General features: G+C 58.4%; 19 protein-coding genes. All 19 read right to left on the bottom strand.

Annotated elements, in window-relative coordinates:
• Nucleotides 1–65 precede the first annotated feature (65 nt).
• Nucleotides 66–1,433, bottom strand: coding sequence for a bifunctional UDP-N-acetylglucosamine diphosphorylase/glucosamine-1-phosphate N-acetyltransferase GlmU (gene glmU / locus FS777_RS04860; protein ID WP_058638775.1), 1,368 nt, complete (start codon nt 1,431–1,433; stop codon nt 66–68).
• 120 nt (nt 1,434–1,553) lie between these two features.
• The gene (locus FS777_RS04865; RefSeq protein WP_023532701.1) at nt 1,554–1,973 is read right to left on the bottom strand and encodes a F0F1 ATP synthase subunit epsilon; all 420 of its coding nucleotides are present in this window, start codon (nt 1,971–1,973) and stop codon (nt 1,554–1,556) included.
• 44 nt (nt 1,974–2,017) lie between these two features.
• Complete coding sequence (gene atpD / locus FS777_RS04870) at nt 2,018–3,394, bottom strand: F0F1 ATP synthase subunit beta (protein ID WP_023532615.1); 1,377 nt, start codon at nt 3,392–3,394, stop codon at nt 2,018–2,020.
• 27 nt (nt 3,395–3,421) lie between these two features.
• The gene (atpG, locus tag FS777_RS04875) at nt 3,422–4,282 is read right to left on the bottom strand and encodes a F0F1 ATP synthase subunit gamma (RefSeq protein WP_058602716.1); all 861 of its coding nucleotides are present in this window, start codon (nt 4,280–4,282) and stop codon (nt 3,422–3,424) included.
• A gap of 48 nt (nt 4,283–4,330) precedes the next feature.
• Entirely contained in the window at nt 4,331–5,875 is a 1,545-nt protein-coding gene (gene atpA, locus FS777_RS04880) for a F0F1 ATP synthase subunit alpha (protein WP_023532736.1), read from the bottom strand.
• A 21-nt stretch (nt 5,876–5,896) separates the two neighbouring features.
• Nucleotides 5,897–6,433, bottom strand: coding sequence for a F0F1 ATP synthase subunit delta (locus tag FS777_RS04885; RefSeq protein WP_023532623.1), 537 nt, complete (start codon nt 6,431–6,433; stop codon nt 5,897–5,899).
• A gap of 12 nt (nt 6,434–6,445) precedes the next feature.
• Entirely contained in the window at nt 6,446–6,916 is a 471-nt protein-coding gene (locus FS777_RS04890) for a F0F1 ATP synthase subunit B (protein ID WP_011536505.1), read from the bottom strand.
• Between the two features lie 57 nt (nt 6,917–6,973).
• On the bottom strand, nt 6,974–7,231 hold the full coding sequence (gene atpE, locus FS777_RS04895) for a F0F1 ATP synthase subunit C (RefSeq protein WP_003097235.1): 258 nt from the start codon (nt 7,229–7,231) through the stop codon (nt 6,974–6,976).
• Nucleotides 7,232–7,376: 145 nt separating this feature from the next.
• Nucleotides 7,377–8,246, bottom strand: a complete 870-nt coding sequence (gene atpB, locus FS777_RS04900; protein WP_023532311.1) for a F0F1 ATP synthase subunit A — start codon at nt 8,244–8,246, stop codon at nt 7,377–7,379.
• Nucleotides 8,247–8,262: 16 nt separating this feature from the next.
• Nucleotides 8,263–8,670 (bottom strand): F0F1 ATP synthase subunit I, encoded by a 408-nt coding sequence (locus tag FS777_RS04905; protein ID WP_023532288.1) that lies wholly within the window; start codon nt 8,668–8,670, stop codon nt 8,263–8,265.
• Nucleotides 8,671–8,818: 148 nt separating this feature from the next.
• Nucleotides 8,819–9,691 carry a ParB/RepB/Spo0J family partition protein gene (locus FS777_RS04910; protein ID WP_145254129.1) on the bottom strand — a complete coding sequence of 291 codons (873 nt, stop codon included), beginning with the start codon at nt 9,689–9,691 and terminating at the stop codon, nt 8,819–8,821.
• Nucleotides 9,692–9,700: 9 nt separating this feature from the next.
• Nucleotides 9,701–10,492 carry a ParA family protein gene (locus FS777_RS04915; protein ID WP_023532809.1) on the bottom strand — a complete coding sequence of 264 codons (792 nt, stop codon included), beginning with the start codon at nt 10,490–10,492 and terminating at the stop codon, nt 9,701–9,703.
• An 18-nt stretch (nt 10,493–10,510) separates the two neighbouring features.
• The gene (gene rsmG, locus FS777_RS04920; protein WP_058602714.1) at nt 10,511–11,161 is read right to left on the bottom strand and encodes a 16S rRNA (guanine(527)-N(7))-methyltransferase RsmG; all 651 of its coding nucleotides are present in this window, start codon (nt 11,159–11,161) and stop codon (nt 10,511–10,513) included.
• Nucleotides 11,158–13,050 carry a tRNA uridine-5-carboxymethylaminomethyl(34) synthesis enzyme MnmG gene (gene mnmG / locus FS777_RS04925; protein WP_058603070.1) on the bottom strand — a complete coding sequence of 631 codons (1,893 nt, stop codon included), beginning with the start codon at nt 13,048–13,050 and terminating at the stop codon, nt 11,158–11,160. The genes rsmG and mnmG overlap by 4 nt, the downstream gene beginning before the upstream one ends.
• 482 nt (nt 13,051–13,532) lie before the next feature.
• Complete coding sequence (mnmE, locus tag FS777_RS04930; RefSeq protein WP_058638773.1) at nt 13,533–14,903, bottom strand: tRNA uridine-5-carboxymethylaminomethyl(34) synthesis GTPase MnmE; 1,371 nt, start codon at nt 14,901–14,903, stop codon at nt 13,533–13,535.
• Between the two features lie 86 nt (nt 14,904–14,989).
• Nucleotides 14,990–16,678 (bottom strand): membrane protein insertase YidC, encoded by a 1,689-nt coding sequence (gene yidC, locus FS777_RS04935; protein ID WP_058638772.1) that lies wholly within the window; start codon nt 16,676–16,678, stop codon nt 14,990–14,992.
• Nucleotides 16,679–16,680: 2 nt separating this feature from the next.
• Entirely contained in the window at nt 16,681–16,926 is a 246-nt protein-coding gene (yidD, locus tag FS777_RS04940; protein WP_078477749.1) for a membrane protein insertion efficiency factor YidD, read from the bottom strand.
• Nucleotides 16,919–17,323 (bottom strand): ribonuclease P protein component, encoded by a 405-nt coding sequence (gene rnpA, locus FS777_RS04945; RefSeq protein ID WP_058603069.1) that lies wholly within the window; start codon nt 17,321–17,323, stop codon nt 16,919–16,921. Before rnpA ends, yidD begins: the two co-directional genes overlap by 8 nt.
• Nucleotides 17,324–17,336: 13 nt before the next feature.
• Nucleotides 17,337–17,471 (bottom strand): 50S ribosomal protein L34, encoded by a 135-nt coding sequence (gene rpmH, locus FS777_RS04950; RefSeq protein WP_003253163.1) that lies wholly within the window; start codon nt 17,469–17,471, stop codon nt 17,337–17,339.
• Nucleotides 17,472–17,621: the final 150 nt, after the last annotated feature.

The raw sequence follows: 17,621 nt of genomic DNA on the forward strand, positions 1-17,621 counted from the left end.
ATGCCTGGGAAATAAAAAGGCCGGCTTGTTATGCACAAGGCCGGCCTCGAAAGAGCTGTGGATAATCAGGGCTTCTTGATCTTCTCTGGACGCTTCCACCCCGAAACGTTGCGCTGGCGAGAGCGTGCTACCGCCAATTCACCTGCTTCTACACACTGAGTAATCGTCGAGCCCGCAGCAGTCGTGGCCCCGGCCTTGATTTCCACAGGCGCGACGAGGGCGCTGTTGGAGCCGATGAAGACGTCTTCGCCCATGACCGTCTTGAACTTGTTGGCCCCATCGTAATTACAGGTGATGGTGCCCGCACCAATATTAGTGCGGGCGCCGATTTCGGCATCACCCAAATACGACAGATGCCCAGCTTTGGCGCCTTCACCAAGATGGGCATTCTTCAGCTCGACGAAGTTACCCACATGGGCCTTTGCATCGAGTACGGTCCCCGGACGCAAGCGTGCAAATGGACCTGCATCACTCCCCTCGCCCATGACGGCACCCTCTAGGTGACTGTTGGCCTTGATCACGGCACCTTTGCGCAGCGTGCAATCCTTGATCACACAGTTAGGGCCAATCTGCACGTCGTCTTCGATGACAACCTTGCCTTCCAAAATGACGTTGATGTCGATCAGCACATCCCGGCCGACCGTCACTTCGCCCCGGACATCGAAACGCGCAGGGTCACGCAAGGTCACACCCTGCGCCATCAGGCGGCGGGCCTCACGCAACTGGTAGTGACGCTCCAGTTCGGCAAGCTGACGGCGGTCATTGGCACCCTGCACTTCCATGGGATCGTCAGGTTGCTCGGTGGCGACCAACAGGCCATCAGCGACTGCCATGGCGATCACATCAGTCAGGTAGTACTCGCCCTGGGCATTGTTGTTCGACAAGCGGCCCATCCAATCTGCCAGGCGAGCGCCAGGAAGCGCCAGGATGCCGGTGTTGCCTTCGCGAATGGACTTCTGTGCCTCGTTAGCGTCCTTGTGCTCGACGATTGCCGTTACCTGCCCATGCGCATCACGCACAATGCGGCCATAGCCCGTCGGATCCTCGAGCGTAACCGTGAGCAAACCCAGTTGCTGCTCGCTGGCTTTGGCCAACAAGCGCTGCAAGGTCGGCACTTCGATGAGCGGCACGTCGCCATACAGCACCAGCACGGTGTCCGCGGACAGTGCCGGCAAAGCTTGCGCCAAGGCATGCCCCGTACCCAGTTGCTTGTCCTGCATGACAAAGTTGAGGTCGTCACCTGCCAGTCTCGCTTGAACCAACTCTGCCCCATGGCCTATCACCACGTGGATGCCCTGCGGCTGAAGCTGGCGAGCGCTGTGGATAACATGACCGAGCATGGAGTTGCCCGCTACCGGGTGCAATACCTTGGGCAGCGACGAGCGCATGCGGGTGCCTTGGCCGGCGGCAAGAATAACGATATCGAGGGACATGACTGGCTACCAATCCTGGGCGGTCAGTTGCTTGACCGAAAGGGGAAAATCGAAAAAAGAAAAAGGGTAGCCGAGGCTACCCTTTTACTCAATCGCTACACAAATGATGGCCGCAGCCGATCACTTGCCTCTGCGCATTTGCTGGACAGTACGCAGCTGAGCCGCAGCCTCGGCCAGACGTGCGGCAGCAGCGCCGTAGTCGAAGTCCGAGCCTTTGGTGTTCAGCGCGTTCTCGGCAGCCTTGAGGGCTTCCTGAGCCTGAGCTTCGTCCAGGTCGGCAGCACGTTGCACGGTGTCGGCAAGAACCTTCACCATGTTCGGCTGCACTTCGAGGAAGCCACCGGAGATGTAGTACACCTCTTGAGTGCCACCCTGCTTGGTCAGCGTGATCGGACCCGGCTTGAGATTGGTGATCAGCGGGGCGTGGCCTGGAGCGATACCCAGATCGCCCAAGTTGCCGTGCGCTACTACCATCTCGACCAGACCGGAGAAGATTTCTCCTTCCGCGCTGACGATATCGCAATGGACTGTCATAGCCATCTGCTTGCCTCAACCTGATTAGCGCCCCTTGCGGGGCGCCGGGATTACAGTTTCTTGGCTTTCTCGATCGCTTCGTCGATGCTGCCGACCATGTAGAACGCTTGTTCTGGCAGGTGGTCGTAGTCACCTTTGAGGATGCCGCTGAAGCCAGCGATGGTGTCTTTCAGGGAAACGTACTTGCCTGGCGAACCGGTGAAGACCTCGGCCACGAAGAACGGCTGCGACAGGAAGCGCTGGATCTTACGAGCGCGCGCTACCAGTTGCTTGTCGGTCTCGGACAGCTCGTCCATACCCAGGATCGCGATGATGTCCTTCAGCTCTTTGTAGCGCTGCAGAACATACTGAACCTGACGGGCAGTTTCGTAGTGCTCGGTACCGATCACGTTCGGGTCCAGCTGGCGCGAAGTCGAGTCCAGTGGGTCAACCGCTGGGTAGATACCCAGGGAGGCGATGTCACGGGACAGAACGACGGTGGCGTCCAAGTGGGCGAAGGTGGTCGCTGGCGACGGGTCGGTCAAGTCATCCGCAGGCACGTAAACGGCCTGGATGGAAGTGATCGAACCTTCCTTGGTCGAAGTGATACGCTCTTGCAGAACGCCCATCTCTTCGGCCAGGGTCGGCTGGTAACCTACTGCCGAAGGCATACGGCCCAGCAGTGCGGACACTTCGGTACCGGCCAGGGTGTAACGATAGATGTTGTCGACGAACAGCAGAACGTCGTTACCTTCGTCACGGAATTTCTCAGCCATGGTCAGGCCAGTCAGCGCAACGCGCAGACGGTTTCCTGGTGGCTCGTTCATCTGACCGTAGACCAGCGCTACTTTGTCGAGAACGTTGGAGTCCTTCATCTCGTGGTAGAAGTCGTTACCCTCACGAGTACGCTCACCCACACCGGCGAACACGGAATAACCGCTGTGCTCGATGGCGATGTTACGGATCAGTTCCATCATGTTCACGGTCTTGCCGACACCGGCACCACCGAACAGACCAACTTTACCACCCTTGGCGAACGGGCAAACCAGGTCGATAACCTTGATGCCGGTTTCCAGCAGATCGTTGCCGCCGGCCTGGTCCGCGAACGAAGGCGCCTTCTGGTGGATACCACGACGCTCTTCTTCACCGATCGGACCGGCTTCGTCGATTGGGTTACCCAGGACGTCCATGATGCGGCCCAGGGTAGCCTTACCGACAGGAACGGAGATGGCCGCGCCGGTATCGACGACGTCCAGACCGCGCTTCAGACCTTCGGTCGAGCCCATCGCAATGGTACGAACCACGCCGTCGCCCAGCTGCTGCTGAACTTCCAGGGTGGTTTCCGCGCCTTGTACTTTCAGCGCGTTGTAAACACTCGGCACGACGTCACGTGGGAATTCCACGTCGATGACGGCGCCGATGATTTGAACGATACGTCCGCTACTCATAGCTGGATCCTCTGAATTTTTGAACCGTTAAACCGCGGCAGCGCCGCCGACGATTTCCGAGATCTCCTGGGTGATCGCAGCCTGACGCGCCTTGTTGTAGATCAGCTGGAGTTCGCTGATCAGGTCACCGGCGTTGTCTGTGGCGTTCTTCATGGCGATCATCCGGGCTGCTTGTTCAGCAGCATTGTTCTCGACCACCGCCTGGTACACCTGCGACTCCACGTAACGCACCATCAAGCCGTCCAGCAGCTCTTTTGCGTCGGGTTCGTACAGGTAGTCCCAGTGATGCTTGAGATCCTGATCCGGGGTTGCCACCAACGGTACCAACTGCTCGACCGTCGGCTTTTGGGTCATGGTGTTGATGAACTTGTTCGAAACCACCGAGAGGCGATCGATACGGCCATCGAGGTAGGCGTCCAGCATGACCTTGACGGAGCCGATCAAGTCATTGATCGATGGCTCTTCGCCCAGGTGGCTGATCGCGGCTACTACGTTGCCGCCAAAGATACGGAAGAAAGTCGCACCCTTGCTGCCGATCACGCACAGGTCGATTTCCACGCCCTGTTCGCGGTTTTCGTTCATGTCCTTGACCAAGGCCTTGAACAGGTTGGTATTCAAGCCACCGCACAGACCACGGTCACTGCTCACCACGATGTAACCGGCGCGCTTTACAGGGCGCTCGATCATGAACGGGTGGCGGTATTCCGGGTTGGCGTTGGCCAGATGACCGATCACCTGGCGGATACGCTCCGCATAAGGACGGCTAGCAGCCATGCGCTGTTGTGCCTTGCGCATTTTGCTGACCGCCACTTTTTCCATGGCGCTGGTAATTTTTTGCGTGCTTTTGATGCTCGCAATCTTACTGCGAATCTCTTTTGCGCCTGCCATGTATCACCTATCAGGTTAGCAAGCGGGGGCCTGGGCCCCCGCTGCGGCTTACCAGGTCTGGGTGGCCTTGAACTTCTCGATACCGGCTTTCATGCCTGCATCGATTTCGTCGTTGAAGTCACCCTTCACGTTGATCTTCGCCATCAGTTCGGCGTGATCACGGTGGAAGAAGGCGATCAGTGCTTGCTCGAAGCTGCCGACCTTGGAGACTTCTACGTCGGTCAGGAAGCCACGCTCAGCGGCGTACAGCGACAGGGCCATGTCCGCGATGGACATCGGCGCGTACTGCTTCTGCTTCATCAGCTCGGTAACGCGCTGACCATGCTCCAGCTGCTTGCGGGTCGCTTCGTCCAGATCGGACGCGAACTGGGCGAATGCCGCCAGTTCACGGTACTGAGCCAGTGCGGTACGAATACCACCGGACAGCTTCTTGATGATCTTGGTCTGAGCGGCACCACCTACACGCGATACCGAAACACCGGCGTTCACTGCAGGGCGGATGCCCGAGTTGAACATGGCCGATTCCAGGAAGATCTGACCGTCGGTGATGGAAATCACGTTGGTCGGAACGAACGCCGAAACGTCGCCAGCCTGGGTTTCGATGATCGGCAGAGCGGTCAGGGAACCGGTCTTGCCAGTGACTGCGCCGTTGGTGAACTTCTCGACGTATTCTTCCGAAACGCGCGATGCACGCTCCAGCAGACGGGAGTGGAGATAGAACACGTCGCCTGGGTACGCTTCACGTCCTGGTGGACGACGCAGCAGCAGGGAGATCTGGCGGTAGGCAACAGCCTGCTTGGACAGGTCATCGTAGACGATCAGGGCATCTTCACCGCGGTCACGGAAGTACTCGCCCATGGTGCAGCCGGAGTACGGCGCCAGGAACTGCAGTGCAGCCGATTCCGAGGCGCTGGCGGCAACAACGATGGTGTTGGCCAGGGCACCGGCTTCTTCGAGCTTGCGCACGACGTTGGCGATGGTCGACTGCTTCTGGCCGACGGCCACGTATACGCAGAAGATACCGCTGTTTTTCTGGTTGATGATCGCATCGACCGCCATGGCAGTCTTACCGATCTGACGGTCACCGATGATCAGCTCACGCTGGCCACGGCCAACCGGGATCATGGCGTCGACCGACTTGTAGCCAGTCTGTACAGGCTGGTCTACCGACTTACGCCAGATCACGCCTGGAGCAACTTTCTCGACCGCGTCGGTCTCGGTGTTGTTCAGCGGACCTTTGCCGTCGATCGGGTTACCCAGTGCGTCCACGACGCGACCCAGCAGTTCCTTACCAACCGGAACTTCCAGGATGCGACCGGTGCACTTGGCGCTCATGCCCTCGGCGAGGGAGGTGTACGCACCCAGTACCACTGCACCTACGGAGTCTTGCTCCAGGTTCAGTGCCATACCGTATACGCCGCCCGGGAACTCGATCATTTCGCCGTACATAGCGTCGGCCAGACCGTGGATCCGTACGATACCGTCGGAAACGCTTACGACGGTACCTTCGTTACGGGCTTGGGAGCCGACATCGAGCTTCTCGATGCGGCCCTTGATGATTTCACTAATTTCGGAAGGATTGAGTTGCTGCATTGCTCTGCTGCCCCTTCAAACTCAAGATTTCAATGCTTCGGCCAGTTTCGCGATCTTGCCGCGAACAGAGCCATCGATTACCAGGTCGCCGGCGCGGATGACGACGCCGCCGATCAGGCTGGCATCCTCCGACGCGTGCAGGCGCACTTCCCGGCTGAGCCGTGCACTGAGAACCTTGGCGAGTTTGTCTTGCTGTTCTTGGTTCAACGCAAAAGCACTGGTGACTTCCACGTCCACGGATTTCTCTTGTTCTGCCTTGTACAGGTCGAACAGAGCGGCAATCTCCGGCAGAAGCAGGAGACGGTCGTTTTCCGCGGCAACATGAATGAAATTCTGTGCCGATGCATCGAACTTGTCACCGCAAACGTCAATGAATGCGGCGGCCTTTTCTGCGCTTGTCAGTCGCGGGGCCTTGAGCAGGCGCTGCATGGTGTCGTCTTCGGACACTGCAGCAGCCAGGCCGAGCATGGCTGACCAATTGGCCAGTTGCTGATGGGCCTGGGCATGCTCAAAGGCAGCCTTAGCGTAAGGTCGGGCCAACGTGGTCAGTTCTGCCATGATCGCCCTCGCTTAAATTTCAGCGGCCAGTTTGTTAACCAGCTCTGCATGCGCGTTTTGATCGATTGTGGCGCCAAGGATCTTTTCAGCACCGCCAACAGCCAGGGCACCCACTTGGGCACGCAGGGCGTCTTTGACGCTGTTCAGTTCCTGTTCGATCTCGGCCTGAGCCTGAGCCTTCACACGGTCAGCTTCGACACGAGCCTGTTCACGGGCTTCGTCTACTAGCTGAGCAGCGCGTTTCTTGCTTTGCTCAATGATTTCAGCTGCCTGTGCCTTTGCTTCACGCAGTTGCTGACCCACTTTCTCTTGGGCCAGCTCCAGGTCGCGAGCTGCGCGGTTGGCAGCGTCCAAGCCGTCTGCAATCTTCTTTTGACGCTCTTGCAGAGCAGTGATGACCGGAGGCCATACGTACTTCATGCAGAAGAGTACAAAAATCAGAAAAGCAACGGATTGGCCAATCAGGGTTGCATTAATGTTCACGCCAACACCTCGCTCGGTCTTTGTCCATCACACCCATCAACTCGTCGAAACGAGTGATTAGCCGGCGATTTGACCAACGAAGGGATTCGCGAAGGTGAAGAACAGAGCGATACCAACACCGATCATGGTGACGGCGTCGAGCAGACCGGCAACGATGAACATTTTGACCTGCAGCATCGGAACCATCTCAGGCTGACGAGCAGCGCCTTCCAGGAATTTGCCGCCCAGCAGGCCGAAACCAATGGCGGTACCCAGAGCACCCAGGCCGATCAGCAGAGCAACAGCGATAGCGGTCAGACCAACTACAGTTTCCATCTTTCCTCCCGACTTTTACGTCGTATTGGTTAGGTTTTTTAGTTTGAAGCGGTAAAACGAATCGTTTGGTACAGCATGCCCTTGCGGACTTTTTAAGCCCTCCCCCCAAACGAGCGGGGAAGGCTATCAGACACGCCAGGCGGTCTTAATGGTTATCTTCGTGAGCCATCGACAAGTAGACGATGGTAAGCATCATGAAGATGAAGGCTTGCAGGGTGATGATCAGGATGTGGAACACAGCCCACGCCCATTGCAGCACGATACCCAGGCCGCTGAGCCACAGGATGCCGGCGCCGAACATCACGGCAATCAGGATGAACACCAGCTCGCCGGCGTACATGTTGCCGAACAGACGCAGTGCCAGCGAGATCGGCTTGGCGATCAGGGTCACGAATTCCAGCAGGAAGTTGACCGGGATCAGCAGGATCTGCAGGAAGATATTCTTGCTGCCGAACGGGTGCAGGGTCAGCTCACCGATGAAGCCACCCAGGCCCTTGACCTTGATGCTGTAGAAGATGATCAGCGCAAACACGCAGAAGGCCATGGCCAGGGTCGCGTTCGGGTCGGTGGTCGACACGGCGCGGAACGGAATGTGCGGATCACCCGAGATCAGGATGGCCAGCTGAGGAATCCAGTCGACCGGTACCAGGTCGATGGCGTTCATCAGGAATACCCAGACGAAGATGGTCAGCGCCAGCGGCGCGATCACCGGGCTACGGCCGTGGAAGGAGTCCTTCACGCTGCCGTTGACGAAGTCCACCAGCACTTCGACGAAGTTCTGCAGGCCGCTCGGTTGGCCAGAAGTCGCCTTCTTGGCCGCCATGCGGAAGATGAACAGGAAGATCAGACCCAGTGCGACGGACCAACCCAGGGTATCCACGTGGAATGCCCAGAAGCCCATAGCCTTGGCTTCTGCAGCCGAATGGGCGAAGCCCCAGCTGCCGTCTGGTAGTTGACCGTAAGTCAGGTTCTGCAAGTGGTGCTGGATATAGCCCGAAGCGGTTTCTGCTGCCATGGTTGCCTCAAACGCCCTAAGGTCTCGAAAGTCTTTTATTCATCAGCAGGGGCGCGAACCAGCTGACCAAAAGGGTCAACACGAAGACGCCGAATACTGCCAGCGGCGCCAGTGGCTTCACTCCTGCGAAGGTCAGTGCAAAGAGCACTGCCGTCAAAATCATCTTGCCTGCCTCGCCAGCGTAGAACGACTTGACGATGGCCTGCGCCGCCCGAGCTCCGCTAAAGCGAAAAGCCTTCCAGGCGAAATAAACATTGGGCAGCCAGGCAATCAGGCCTCCGCAGAGCCCTGAATATCCGCTGACCGTCCCAGCCAACTGCCACAACACCAAGGTTGCCAGCAGCAGCACGACGAATTGCGTCAGCAATACCGGAAAAACCGCCCAGCGATGGAAAGGCAACCGGTTTGGCGTGCGGATTTCCATCACAACTGCTCCCCGTGAATCGGCCTGCCAGTCAGCGATGACTTGGCATAATTTGTGCCGACAAAATGCGCGCAGAGTATAGGGGTGGATTAACCCCTATTCAACTATTCGTAGTGATTTCCGATTGCGCGCTACAACAGGAATTGTTTCAGCGAATGTGTGTGAGTACGCCCTGCAACTCATCGAGCGAGTTATAGCGAATCACCAGTTGGCCCTTGCCTTTAGCGCCGTGGCGAATCTGTACAGCCGAGCCTAAACGCTCTGCAAGCCGCTGTTCCAGGCGTGCAATGTCCGGATCAGGTTTGCCGGGTTCTACCGGATCAGGCTTGTCGCTCAGCCATTGGCGCACCAGCGCCTCGGTCTGACGTACGGTCAGCCCACGTGCGACAACATGACGCGCCCCTTCCTCCTGGCGATTCTCTTCCAGGCCTAGCAAAGCCCGTGCGTGACCCATCTCCAGGTCACCATGGGCGAGCATCGTTTTGATCGCTTCAGGCAACGTGATCAACCGCAGCAGGTTGGCCACGGTCACCCGCGACTTGCCCACGGCATCGGCCACTTGCTGCTGGGTCAGCTCGAACTCCTGCTGCAACCGCTGCAGGGCCAGCGCTTCTTCCAGAGGGTTCAAGTCCTCGCGCTGGATGTTTTCGATCAGGGCCATGGCTATGGCCGCTTCGTCAGGGACCTCGCGGACCATGGCCGGAATGGTGTCCAGACCGGCTTGTTGAGTCGCGCGCCAGCGCCGCTCACCGGCGATGATCTCATAGCGCTCATCGCCAACCGGGCGCACCACGATCGGTTGCATCACGCCGTGGCTGCGGATCGAGTGAGCCAGTTCTTCGAGCGCCTGCGGGTCCATGTCGCGACGTGGCTGGTACTTGCCCCGTTGAATCAACTCGACGGGCAGGTGCTGAAGCTCCTTGAGGTCGATCTTTACAGCCTGCTCTTCGAGCGCGCTCACGGATGGACCGCTGAGCAGCGCATCCAACCCACGTCCGAGACCCCGTTTCTTGACGGCCATGCGGATTCCTTAAGTTGCTTGTGCAGTGCGGGACTGGCGGCGTTGACGACGAACCAGTTCTCCGGCCAGGGCAAGGTAGGCCTGTGCGCCGCGCGATTGCTTGTCGTAGGCCAATGCCGGCATACCGAAGCTGGGTGCTTCGGCCAGGCGGATGTTTCGCGGAATGACGGTATCGTACAACTGCGAACCGAAATGCTCCTTGAGCTGCGCCGATACATCGTTGTTCAGGCTCAGCCGCGGATCATACATGGTTCGCAGCAACCCCTCGATCTTGAGCGCGGGGTTCAACTTGGCAGCGATCCGCTTGATGTTGTCCACAAGGTCGCTCAGCCCTTCCAGCGCGTAATACTCGCACTGCATGGGGATGATCACGCCATCGGAAGCCACCAAGGCATTGAGCGTCAGCATCGACAATGAAGGCGGGCAGTCGATGAGGATGAAATCGTAGTTATCACGAATGGGCGCCAGCGCATTACGCAGGCGGCTTTCCTTGACCTGCATCTCCAGCAGCACGACTTCGGCAGCGGTCAGGTCACGGTTGGCCGGCAACAGCTGGAACCCACCATGCTCGGAATAGTGCATGGCCTGGGCCAGGTCACACTCTCCGATCAGCAGGTCGTACACAGAGTGCTCGAGCTCGTGCTTGTCCACGCCGCTGCCCATGGTGGCATTGCCCTGCGGATCGAGGTCGATCAGCAGCACACGACGCTTGGTCGCCACCAGCGAGGCAGCGAGATTGATACAGGTGGTGGTCTTGCCCACACCACCTTTCTGGTTCGCGATTGCGAATACCTTAGCCATTGATGCGTCTGTTCCCAATCAAGCCTTGCGGCGCAGTATCAGCAGATGACGTTGGCCCTGGCAACCCGGAACGGTCAGGGCCTGCTCGCTTTCCACTGTGAAGTCTGCGGGCAATGCTACCAGTTCATCGGCAGGATGCAGCCCCTTCATTGCAAGCCACTGCGTCCCGGTGTCGCCCAGGTGGCGGGTCCAGTTGGTGAAATTCTCCATGCTGCTGAAAGCGCGGGAGATGATGCCGTCGAACGGCTGGGCCGGCGTGTACCCCTCGACCCTGCTGTGGATAACCGTAAGGTTGTCCAGCTTGAGCTCCATTTTCACCTGGGTCAGAAAGCGCGTCTTCTTGCCATTGGCATCCAGTACGGTGATCCGCTTGTGGGGATGCAGGATAGCCATGGGCACACCTGGCATGCCTCCGCCGCTGCCGACATCCAGCCAGTTACTGCGCTCGCTGTGGATAAACGGCATCACGCTGAGGCTGTCGAGCAGGTGACGCGAAACCATTTCATCCGGATCCCGGACGGCGGTGAGGTTGTAGGCCTTGTTCCACTTGATCAACAGGGCCAGGTAGCCCAGCAGTTTTTCATGGTGTTCAGGGCTCAGGGGCACAGCCAACTGGCGGGCACCTGTGGACAACTCTTCGGCATGTTGGGAGGTAACCAGGGAACTCAAACGCTTTGCTCCAGCTCGCGGCCTGCACCGCGTTTTTTCAGGTGGATGAGCAACAGGGAAATGGCCGCCGGCGTCACGCCTGGAATGCGCGAGGCCTGCCCCAGGGTTTCGGGACGGGTCTGGCTGAGCTTGCCCTGAATCTCTTTGGACAGCCCCGAAATCGTGGCGTACTCGATATCCACAGGCAGGCGCGTGTCCTCACTGGCGCGCAGCCGCGCGATTTCGTCCTGCTGACGGTCGATGTAACCCGCGTATTTGGTGCGAATCTCGACCTGCTCGGCGACCTGTGGATCGATCGACTCACCGCCGGTAGCCGCCATTAACCCTGCATAGTCGATTTCGGGTCGTGCCAGCAGGTTCAGCAGGCTGTACTCGTGGCTCAATGGCGTACCGAACTTGTCCACAACGGCTTGGCCTTGCTCGGTGTTGGGCCTTATCCAGGTCGATTTCAGCCGCTGCTCTTCTTTTTCGATACCGTCGCGCTTGGTGCAGAAGGCGGCCCAGCGCTCGTCGTCGATCAACCCCAGTGCTCGCCCTTTTTCTGTGAGACGCAGGTCGGCGTTGTCCTCCCGCAGGATCAACCGGTATTCGGCCCGGGATGTGAACATGCGATACGGTTCTTGAGTGCCCAAGGTGATCAAGTCGTCGACCAGCACGCCGATGTAGGCTTCATCGCGCCGCGGACACCAGGCCTCGCGGCCCTGAGCGCGCAGTGCGGCGTTGGTCCCGGCCAACAGGCCTTGCGCACCGGCTTCTTCGTAACCGGTGGTGCCGTTGATCTGGCCAGCGAAGAAAAGACCACCAATGACTTTGGTTTCCAGGCTGTACTTCAAGTCGCGCGGATCGAAGTAGTCATATTCGATGGCGTAGCCTGGGCGGACGATATGCGCGTTTTCCATGCCCCGGATCGAGCGCACCAACTCCAGCTGCACATCGAAGGGCAGCGAAGTGGAAATACCGTTGGGGTAGAGCTCGTGAGTGGTCAGGCCTTCAGGCTCGATGAATACCTGGTGGCTTTCCTTGTCCGCAAAGCGGTGGATCTTGTCTTCGATCGACGGGCAGTAACGTGGCCCTACCCCTTCGATGACCCCCGAGTACATGGGCGAACGGTCAAGGTTCGAAGCGATGATGTCATGTGTCCGGGCGTTGGTGTGAGTGATGTAGCAGCTTACCTGGCGCGGATGCATGCCCGCATTGCCCATGAACGACATCACCGGGATAGGCGTATCGCCGGGCTGCTCGGTCATGACCGAGAAATCCACGGAGCGACCGTCGATACGAGGCGGCGTACCTGTCTTCAGGCGGCCGACGCGTAGCGGCAATTCACGCATGCGATGCGCCAACGCGATGGAGGGCGGATCCCCTGCGCGTCCTCCCGAGTGGTTCTGCATACCAATATGGATCAGGCCGCCCAGGAAGGTGCCGGTGGTGAGCACGACCGAGTTTGCAAAGAACCGCAGCCCCATCTGGGTGACCACGCCTTTGACTTCATCCTGTTCAACGATCAGGTCGTCACAGGACTGCTGAAATATCCACAGGTTGGGCTGGTTTTCCAAAATCTCACGCACAACCGCTTTGTAGATGGCGCGGTCAGCCTGTGCACGCGTGGCGCGAACGGCTGGGCCCTTGCGGTTATTCAACACGCGAAACTGAATGCCACTCTTGTCGGTGGCCAGCGCCATGGCGCCGCCCAGGGCATCGATTTCCTTGACCAGATGGCTTTTGCCGATGCCACCAATGGCAGGGTTGCAACTCATGTGCCCGAGGGTTTCCACGTTGTGGGTCAGCAGCAGGGTTTTGACACCCATGCGTGCAGACGCAAGCGCAGCCTCGGTACCGGCATGGCCGCCGCCGATGACGATCACTTCAAAACGGGAAGGGAAATCCACCACGCACCTCTTGCCTGTTGTGCAAATAGAAAAGGTAAGCCGACAAGTATAGGGACATCACCCCCCTCATTGAAACCGTCTGAGCAAATTTTGATCAGGCTGTGGATGAATGGCACACAACAGAAATCAACGAAGAGAGATTTATAAAAGCTTTGTTTTTATGTTTATTCTTATGCACAGCGATATCTGTGGATAAGGTCTTAAAGACCAGGAAACGCGTGTTGTACAGAGATCCTGAACCCTGTGCTTTAACCCCACTGAGCCTTCTGGATAACAGGGAATAGCCTGTGGATGAAATACAGAGTTACCCACAGGGCGATTTATCCTCAAGAAAAATTAGCGCTTATCAACGGAGCTCAGATAGGGTTTTCCACAGGGCTTAGCGGCTACCGTTCCTGGCTGTCCCTTCGCTGGAGGCTTATTTCAAGCCAAAAAAAACCGCCCCTAAAGGGCGGTTGGCTGGTCCGGGACCAGGTTGTTTGTTACTTGCCGATGCAGAAACTCGAGAAAATCCGCCCCAACAAGTCGTCGGAACTGAAGGCCCCGGTGATTTCCCCAAGCACCTGCTGCGCCTGACGCAAGTCCTCTGCCAGTAATTCACCTGCACCTGCGAGGGTCAGCTGCGCACGACCGTGCTCAAGGTGCTCACTGGCCTGGCGCAAGGCATCCAGGTGCCGTCGACGGGCGCTGAAACCACTCTCGGCGGTTTGTTCATAGCCCATGCAGGCCTTGAGATGGTCGCGCAACAGCTGCAGCCCCCCACCCTCTCCTTTGGCGCTCAGCGTGATGGTGGCTTGTCCATCTTCACCCTGGTGCAGCGCTACTGGCTCCCCACTCAGATCCGCTTTATTGCGTATCAGGGTTACCCGTGCTGGATCCGGACGCTGGTCCAGAAACTCGGGCCATAAAGCAAAGGGATCGTCGGCTTCAGGGGCTGTGGAGTCCACAACCAGCAATATCCGGTCTGCCTCGCCTATCGCTTGTAGCGCTCGCTCGACACCGATCTTTTCCACATGATCATCTGTTGAACGTAGCCCAGCTGTGTCCACCACGTGAAGCGGCATGCCGTCGATGTGGATATGTTCGCGCAGGGTGTCCCGGGTCGTGCCGGCGATATCCGTTACGATCGCCGCTTCACGTCCCGCTAGCTGGTTGAGCAGACTCGACTTGCCTGCATTGGGTCGCCCAGCGATGACCACTGTCATGCCATCACGCAGCAAAGCCCCTTGGCCCGCCTCACGCAGCACTGTGGATAAATGATCCCTCACGGCATCGAGCATCGACAGCACGTGGCCATCGGCCAGGAAGTCGATTTCTTCCTCGGGAAAATCAATGGCGGCCTCCACGTAGATGCGCAGCGCGATCAACGCTTCGGTGAGGCTGTGGACATGTCTGGAAAATTCGCCCTGCAGCGATCGCAGTGCATTTCGCGCTGCCTGGCTGGAGCTGGCTTCGATCAAGTCGGCGATGGCCTCGGCTTGAGCCAGGTCAAGCTTGTCATTGAGAAATGCCCGCTCGCTGAACTCCCCTGGCCTGGCCAGGCGACACCCCAGTTGTACACAGCGCTGTAGCAGCATATCCAGGACCACGGGGCCGCCATGGCCTTGCAACTCAAGTACATCTTCACCGGTGAATGAGTTGGGCCCCGGAAAGAACAGCGCGATACCTTCATCCAGTACCACCCCCTCCTCGTCGCGGAATGGGCCGTAATGAGCATGACGCGGTTGCAGGCTGCGGCCGGTTATCCACTGGCCCGCCTGGGCAGCCAGTGGTCCTGACAACCTCACGATGCCTACGCCGCCGCGGCCTTGGGCAGTTGCGATGGCGGCAATGGTTTCACGCACAGTATTCATGCTGGGGAGCCTCTACGACAAATACGACAGATAGCAAAAACGCCCCACGAGGGGGCGTTTTATTCACAAGCTAGCGTAGCAGCCCGTCAGGCAGCCGCTTTCTTGTTGGCGGCCTCGATGCTGCGCGTGATGTACCACTGCTGCGTGATGGACAGGCAGTTGTTCACAACCCAGTACAGCACCAGACCGGCTGGGAACCACAGGAAGAAGAAGGTGAAGATGATCGGCATCATTTTCATCACCTTGGCCTGCATCGGATCCGGCGGGGTCGGGTTCAGGCGCTGCTGAATGAACATGGTAGCGCCCATGATGATCGGCAGGATGAAGAACGGATCCTTGATCGACAGGTCGGTAATCCACAGCATCCAAGGTGCCTGACGCATCTCGACGCTTTCCAGCAGTACCCAGTAGAGGGCCAGGAATACTGGCATCTGGACCAGGATTGGCAAGCAACCGCCCAGCGGGTTGATTTTCTCTTTCTTGTACAGCTCCATCATCGCCTGGGACATCTTCTGGCGATCATCGCCGAAGCGTTCCTTGAGCGCTGCGAGCTTGGGCGAAACAGCACGCATACGTGCCATGGAACGGTAGCTGGCAGCGGACAGCGGGAAGAACAGGCCCTTGATGAGCATGGTCAGCACGATGATCGACCAGCCCCAGTTACCCAGCAGGCTGTGGATATGTTGCAGGAGCCAGAAGATCGGCTGTGCGATGAACCACAGGAAACCGTAGTCGACGGTCAGCTCCAGGCCTGGGGACAACTCCTTGAGCTTGGACTGGATCTTGGGACCGGCATACAACATGGCGCTGGTTTCGGCCTTGCCGCCCGCAGGTACGCTGATAGCCGGGCCGGTGTAGCCGATGATGTAGTTGCCCTGGCTGTCCTTGCGGGTTTGCACCACATTGTTGTCAGACTTGGCCGGGATCCATGCGGTCACGAAGTAGTGCTGAAGCCATGCTACCCAACCGCCGGACACATTTTCTTTCAAACTACCTTTGTCGATGTCCTTCATCGAGACCTTTTTGTAGGGCTCCGAAGGTGTCCACAGGGCCGCACCCAAGTAGGTCGCGGTGCCGGTGGCAGTGCTCGACGACGGATCGGAACTGGCATCGCGCTTGAGCTGGGCGAACATGTTGCCGCTCCAGGCCTGGCTGCTCTGGTTGTCGATCAGGTAGCTGACGTTCAGGTCATACTCGCCGCGCTTGAAGCTGAAGCGCTTGATGTAGTTGACCCCGTTGTCGCTGAACTTCAGGTCTACCACCAACTGGTCCTGACCATCGGCCAACTGATAACGCTTCTGATCAGCAGCGTAGAGGGGGCGACCGGTCGAACGGGCATCTGGACCGTTTGCACCGGTCAACCCGCTTTGTGCGAGATAGACGCGCTCTGCACCGTTGTCGAACAGTTGGAACGGGATATCCGGATGGTCCTGACGGCGTGGATACTGCGGCAGGTTCAATTGGACGACGTCACCACCTACCGGATCGATAGCCAAGTCCAGCACATCGGTCTTGACCCGGATCAGATCCTTGCTGACAGCCACGGGTGCCAAATCGGCAGTGCGGGTTTCAGCAGTGGCGCTTGGCACATCGGCGCTGGCACCAGCACCGGCATTGCCGGCAGGTACGCCATCGGGCAAACCAGGGTTGTTCGTGCTGGCAGCAGTATTCTGAGTCGGCAGGGCAGCCTGGCCGTAGTCCTGGTTCCATTTAAGGACCATGACGTAGGACACGATTGCCAGGGCGACGATCAGGATCGTGCGTTTAATATCCATGATTACTCGGCTATCGAAGAAGTTCGGGAGGAAGGAGCGGGTGGAACGGGGTCGAAACCGCCGTCGTTCCACGGATGACAACGCCCCAGGCGACGAACGGCTAGCCATCCACCACGCCAGAGACCGTGGTTTTCGATGGCTTCGTAGGCGTAACAAGAGCAACTGGGGTAGAAACGGCAGTGGCTGGCCATCAGAGGACTAATGGCATAACGGTAAAACTGGATCGGAACGAGTGCCAGTTTACGCATCTTGGCTGCTTACCCCTGCGCAATCGGCGGAGACTGCTGGTGCCGGTCGGCTGCGCGCCAGGCGTTTCCAGAGTTTGCCGAAGTGTTGGTGCAATTCCGGGTTTTCTATCTCACCCAATCCCTTGCGCGCGACGATCACGATATCCAACCCGGCAAGTGAATGCTGGTTCAGACGAAAGGAATCGCGCATCAAGCGCTTGAGGCGGTTGCGTTGAACGGCGAGCTTGACGCTTTTCTTGCCAATCACCAGGCCTAGGCGCGGGTGATCCAGACCGTTCTCGCGAGCAAGGATCAGCAGGTTTTTCCCTGGAACCTTGCCGGTTGGGGAGTCGAAGACCGCTTTGAAATGCCGGGGTGTAAGCAGTCGCTTTTCCCGACTGAAGTCCTGACTCACCACCTGTGCCGAAAAATCAAATGGCCAGACGCTTACGGCCTTTGGCACGACGACGCGACAGAACAGCGCGGCCGTTCTTGGTAGCCATACGGGCACGGAAACCGTGAGTGCGCGCGCGCTTGATGGTGCTTGGTTGGAAAGTACGTTTCATGGCGTGTTACCTGGGTTTGTCGACGACGGGCCGGGATGGCCCCCTTTTAAGAGACCGGCGATTCTAGAGAAAGCAAGCCTATAGGTCAATTTCCAACCAACCTTTCCTTTAGGTGTGGGATGAACGGGCGTAGGCCTGGGCTAGCGGCAC

Source organism: Pseudomonas sp. DE0157, assembly GCF_007678615.1.
Taxonomy (GTDB): Bacteria; Pseudomonadota; Gammaproteobacteria; order Pseudomonadales; family Pseudomonadaceae; genus Aquipseudomonas; species Aquipseudomonas parafulva_B.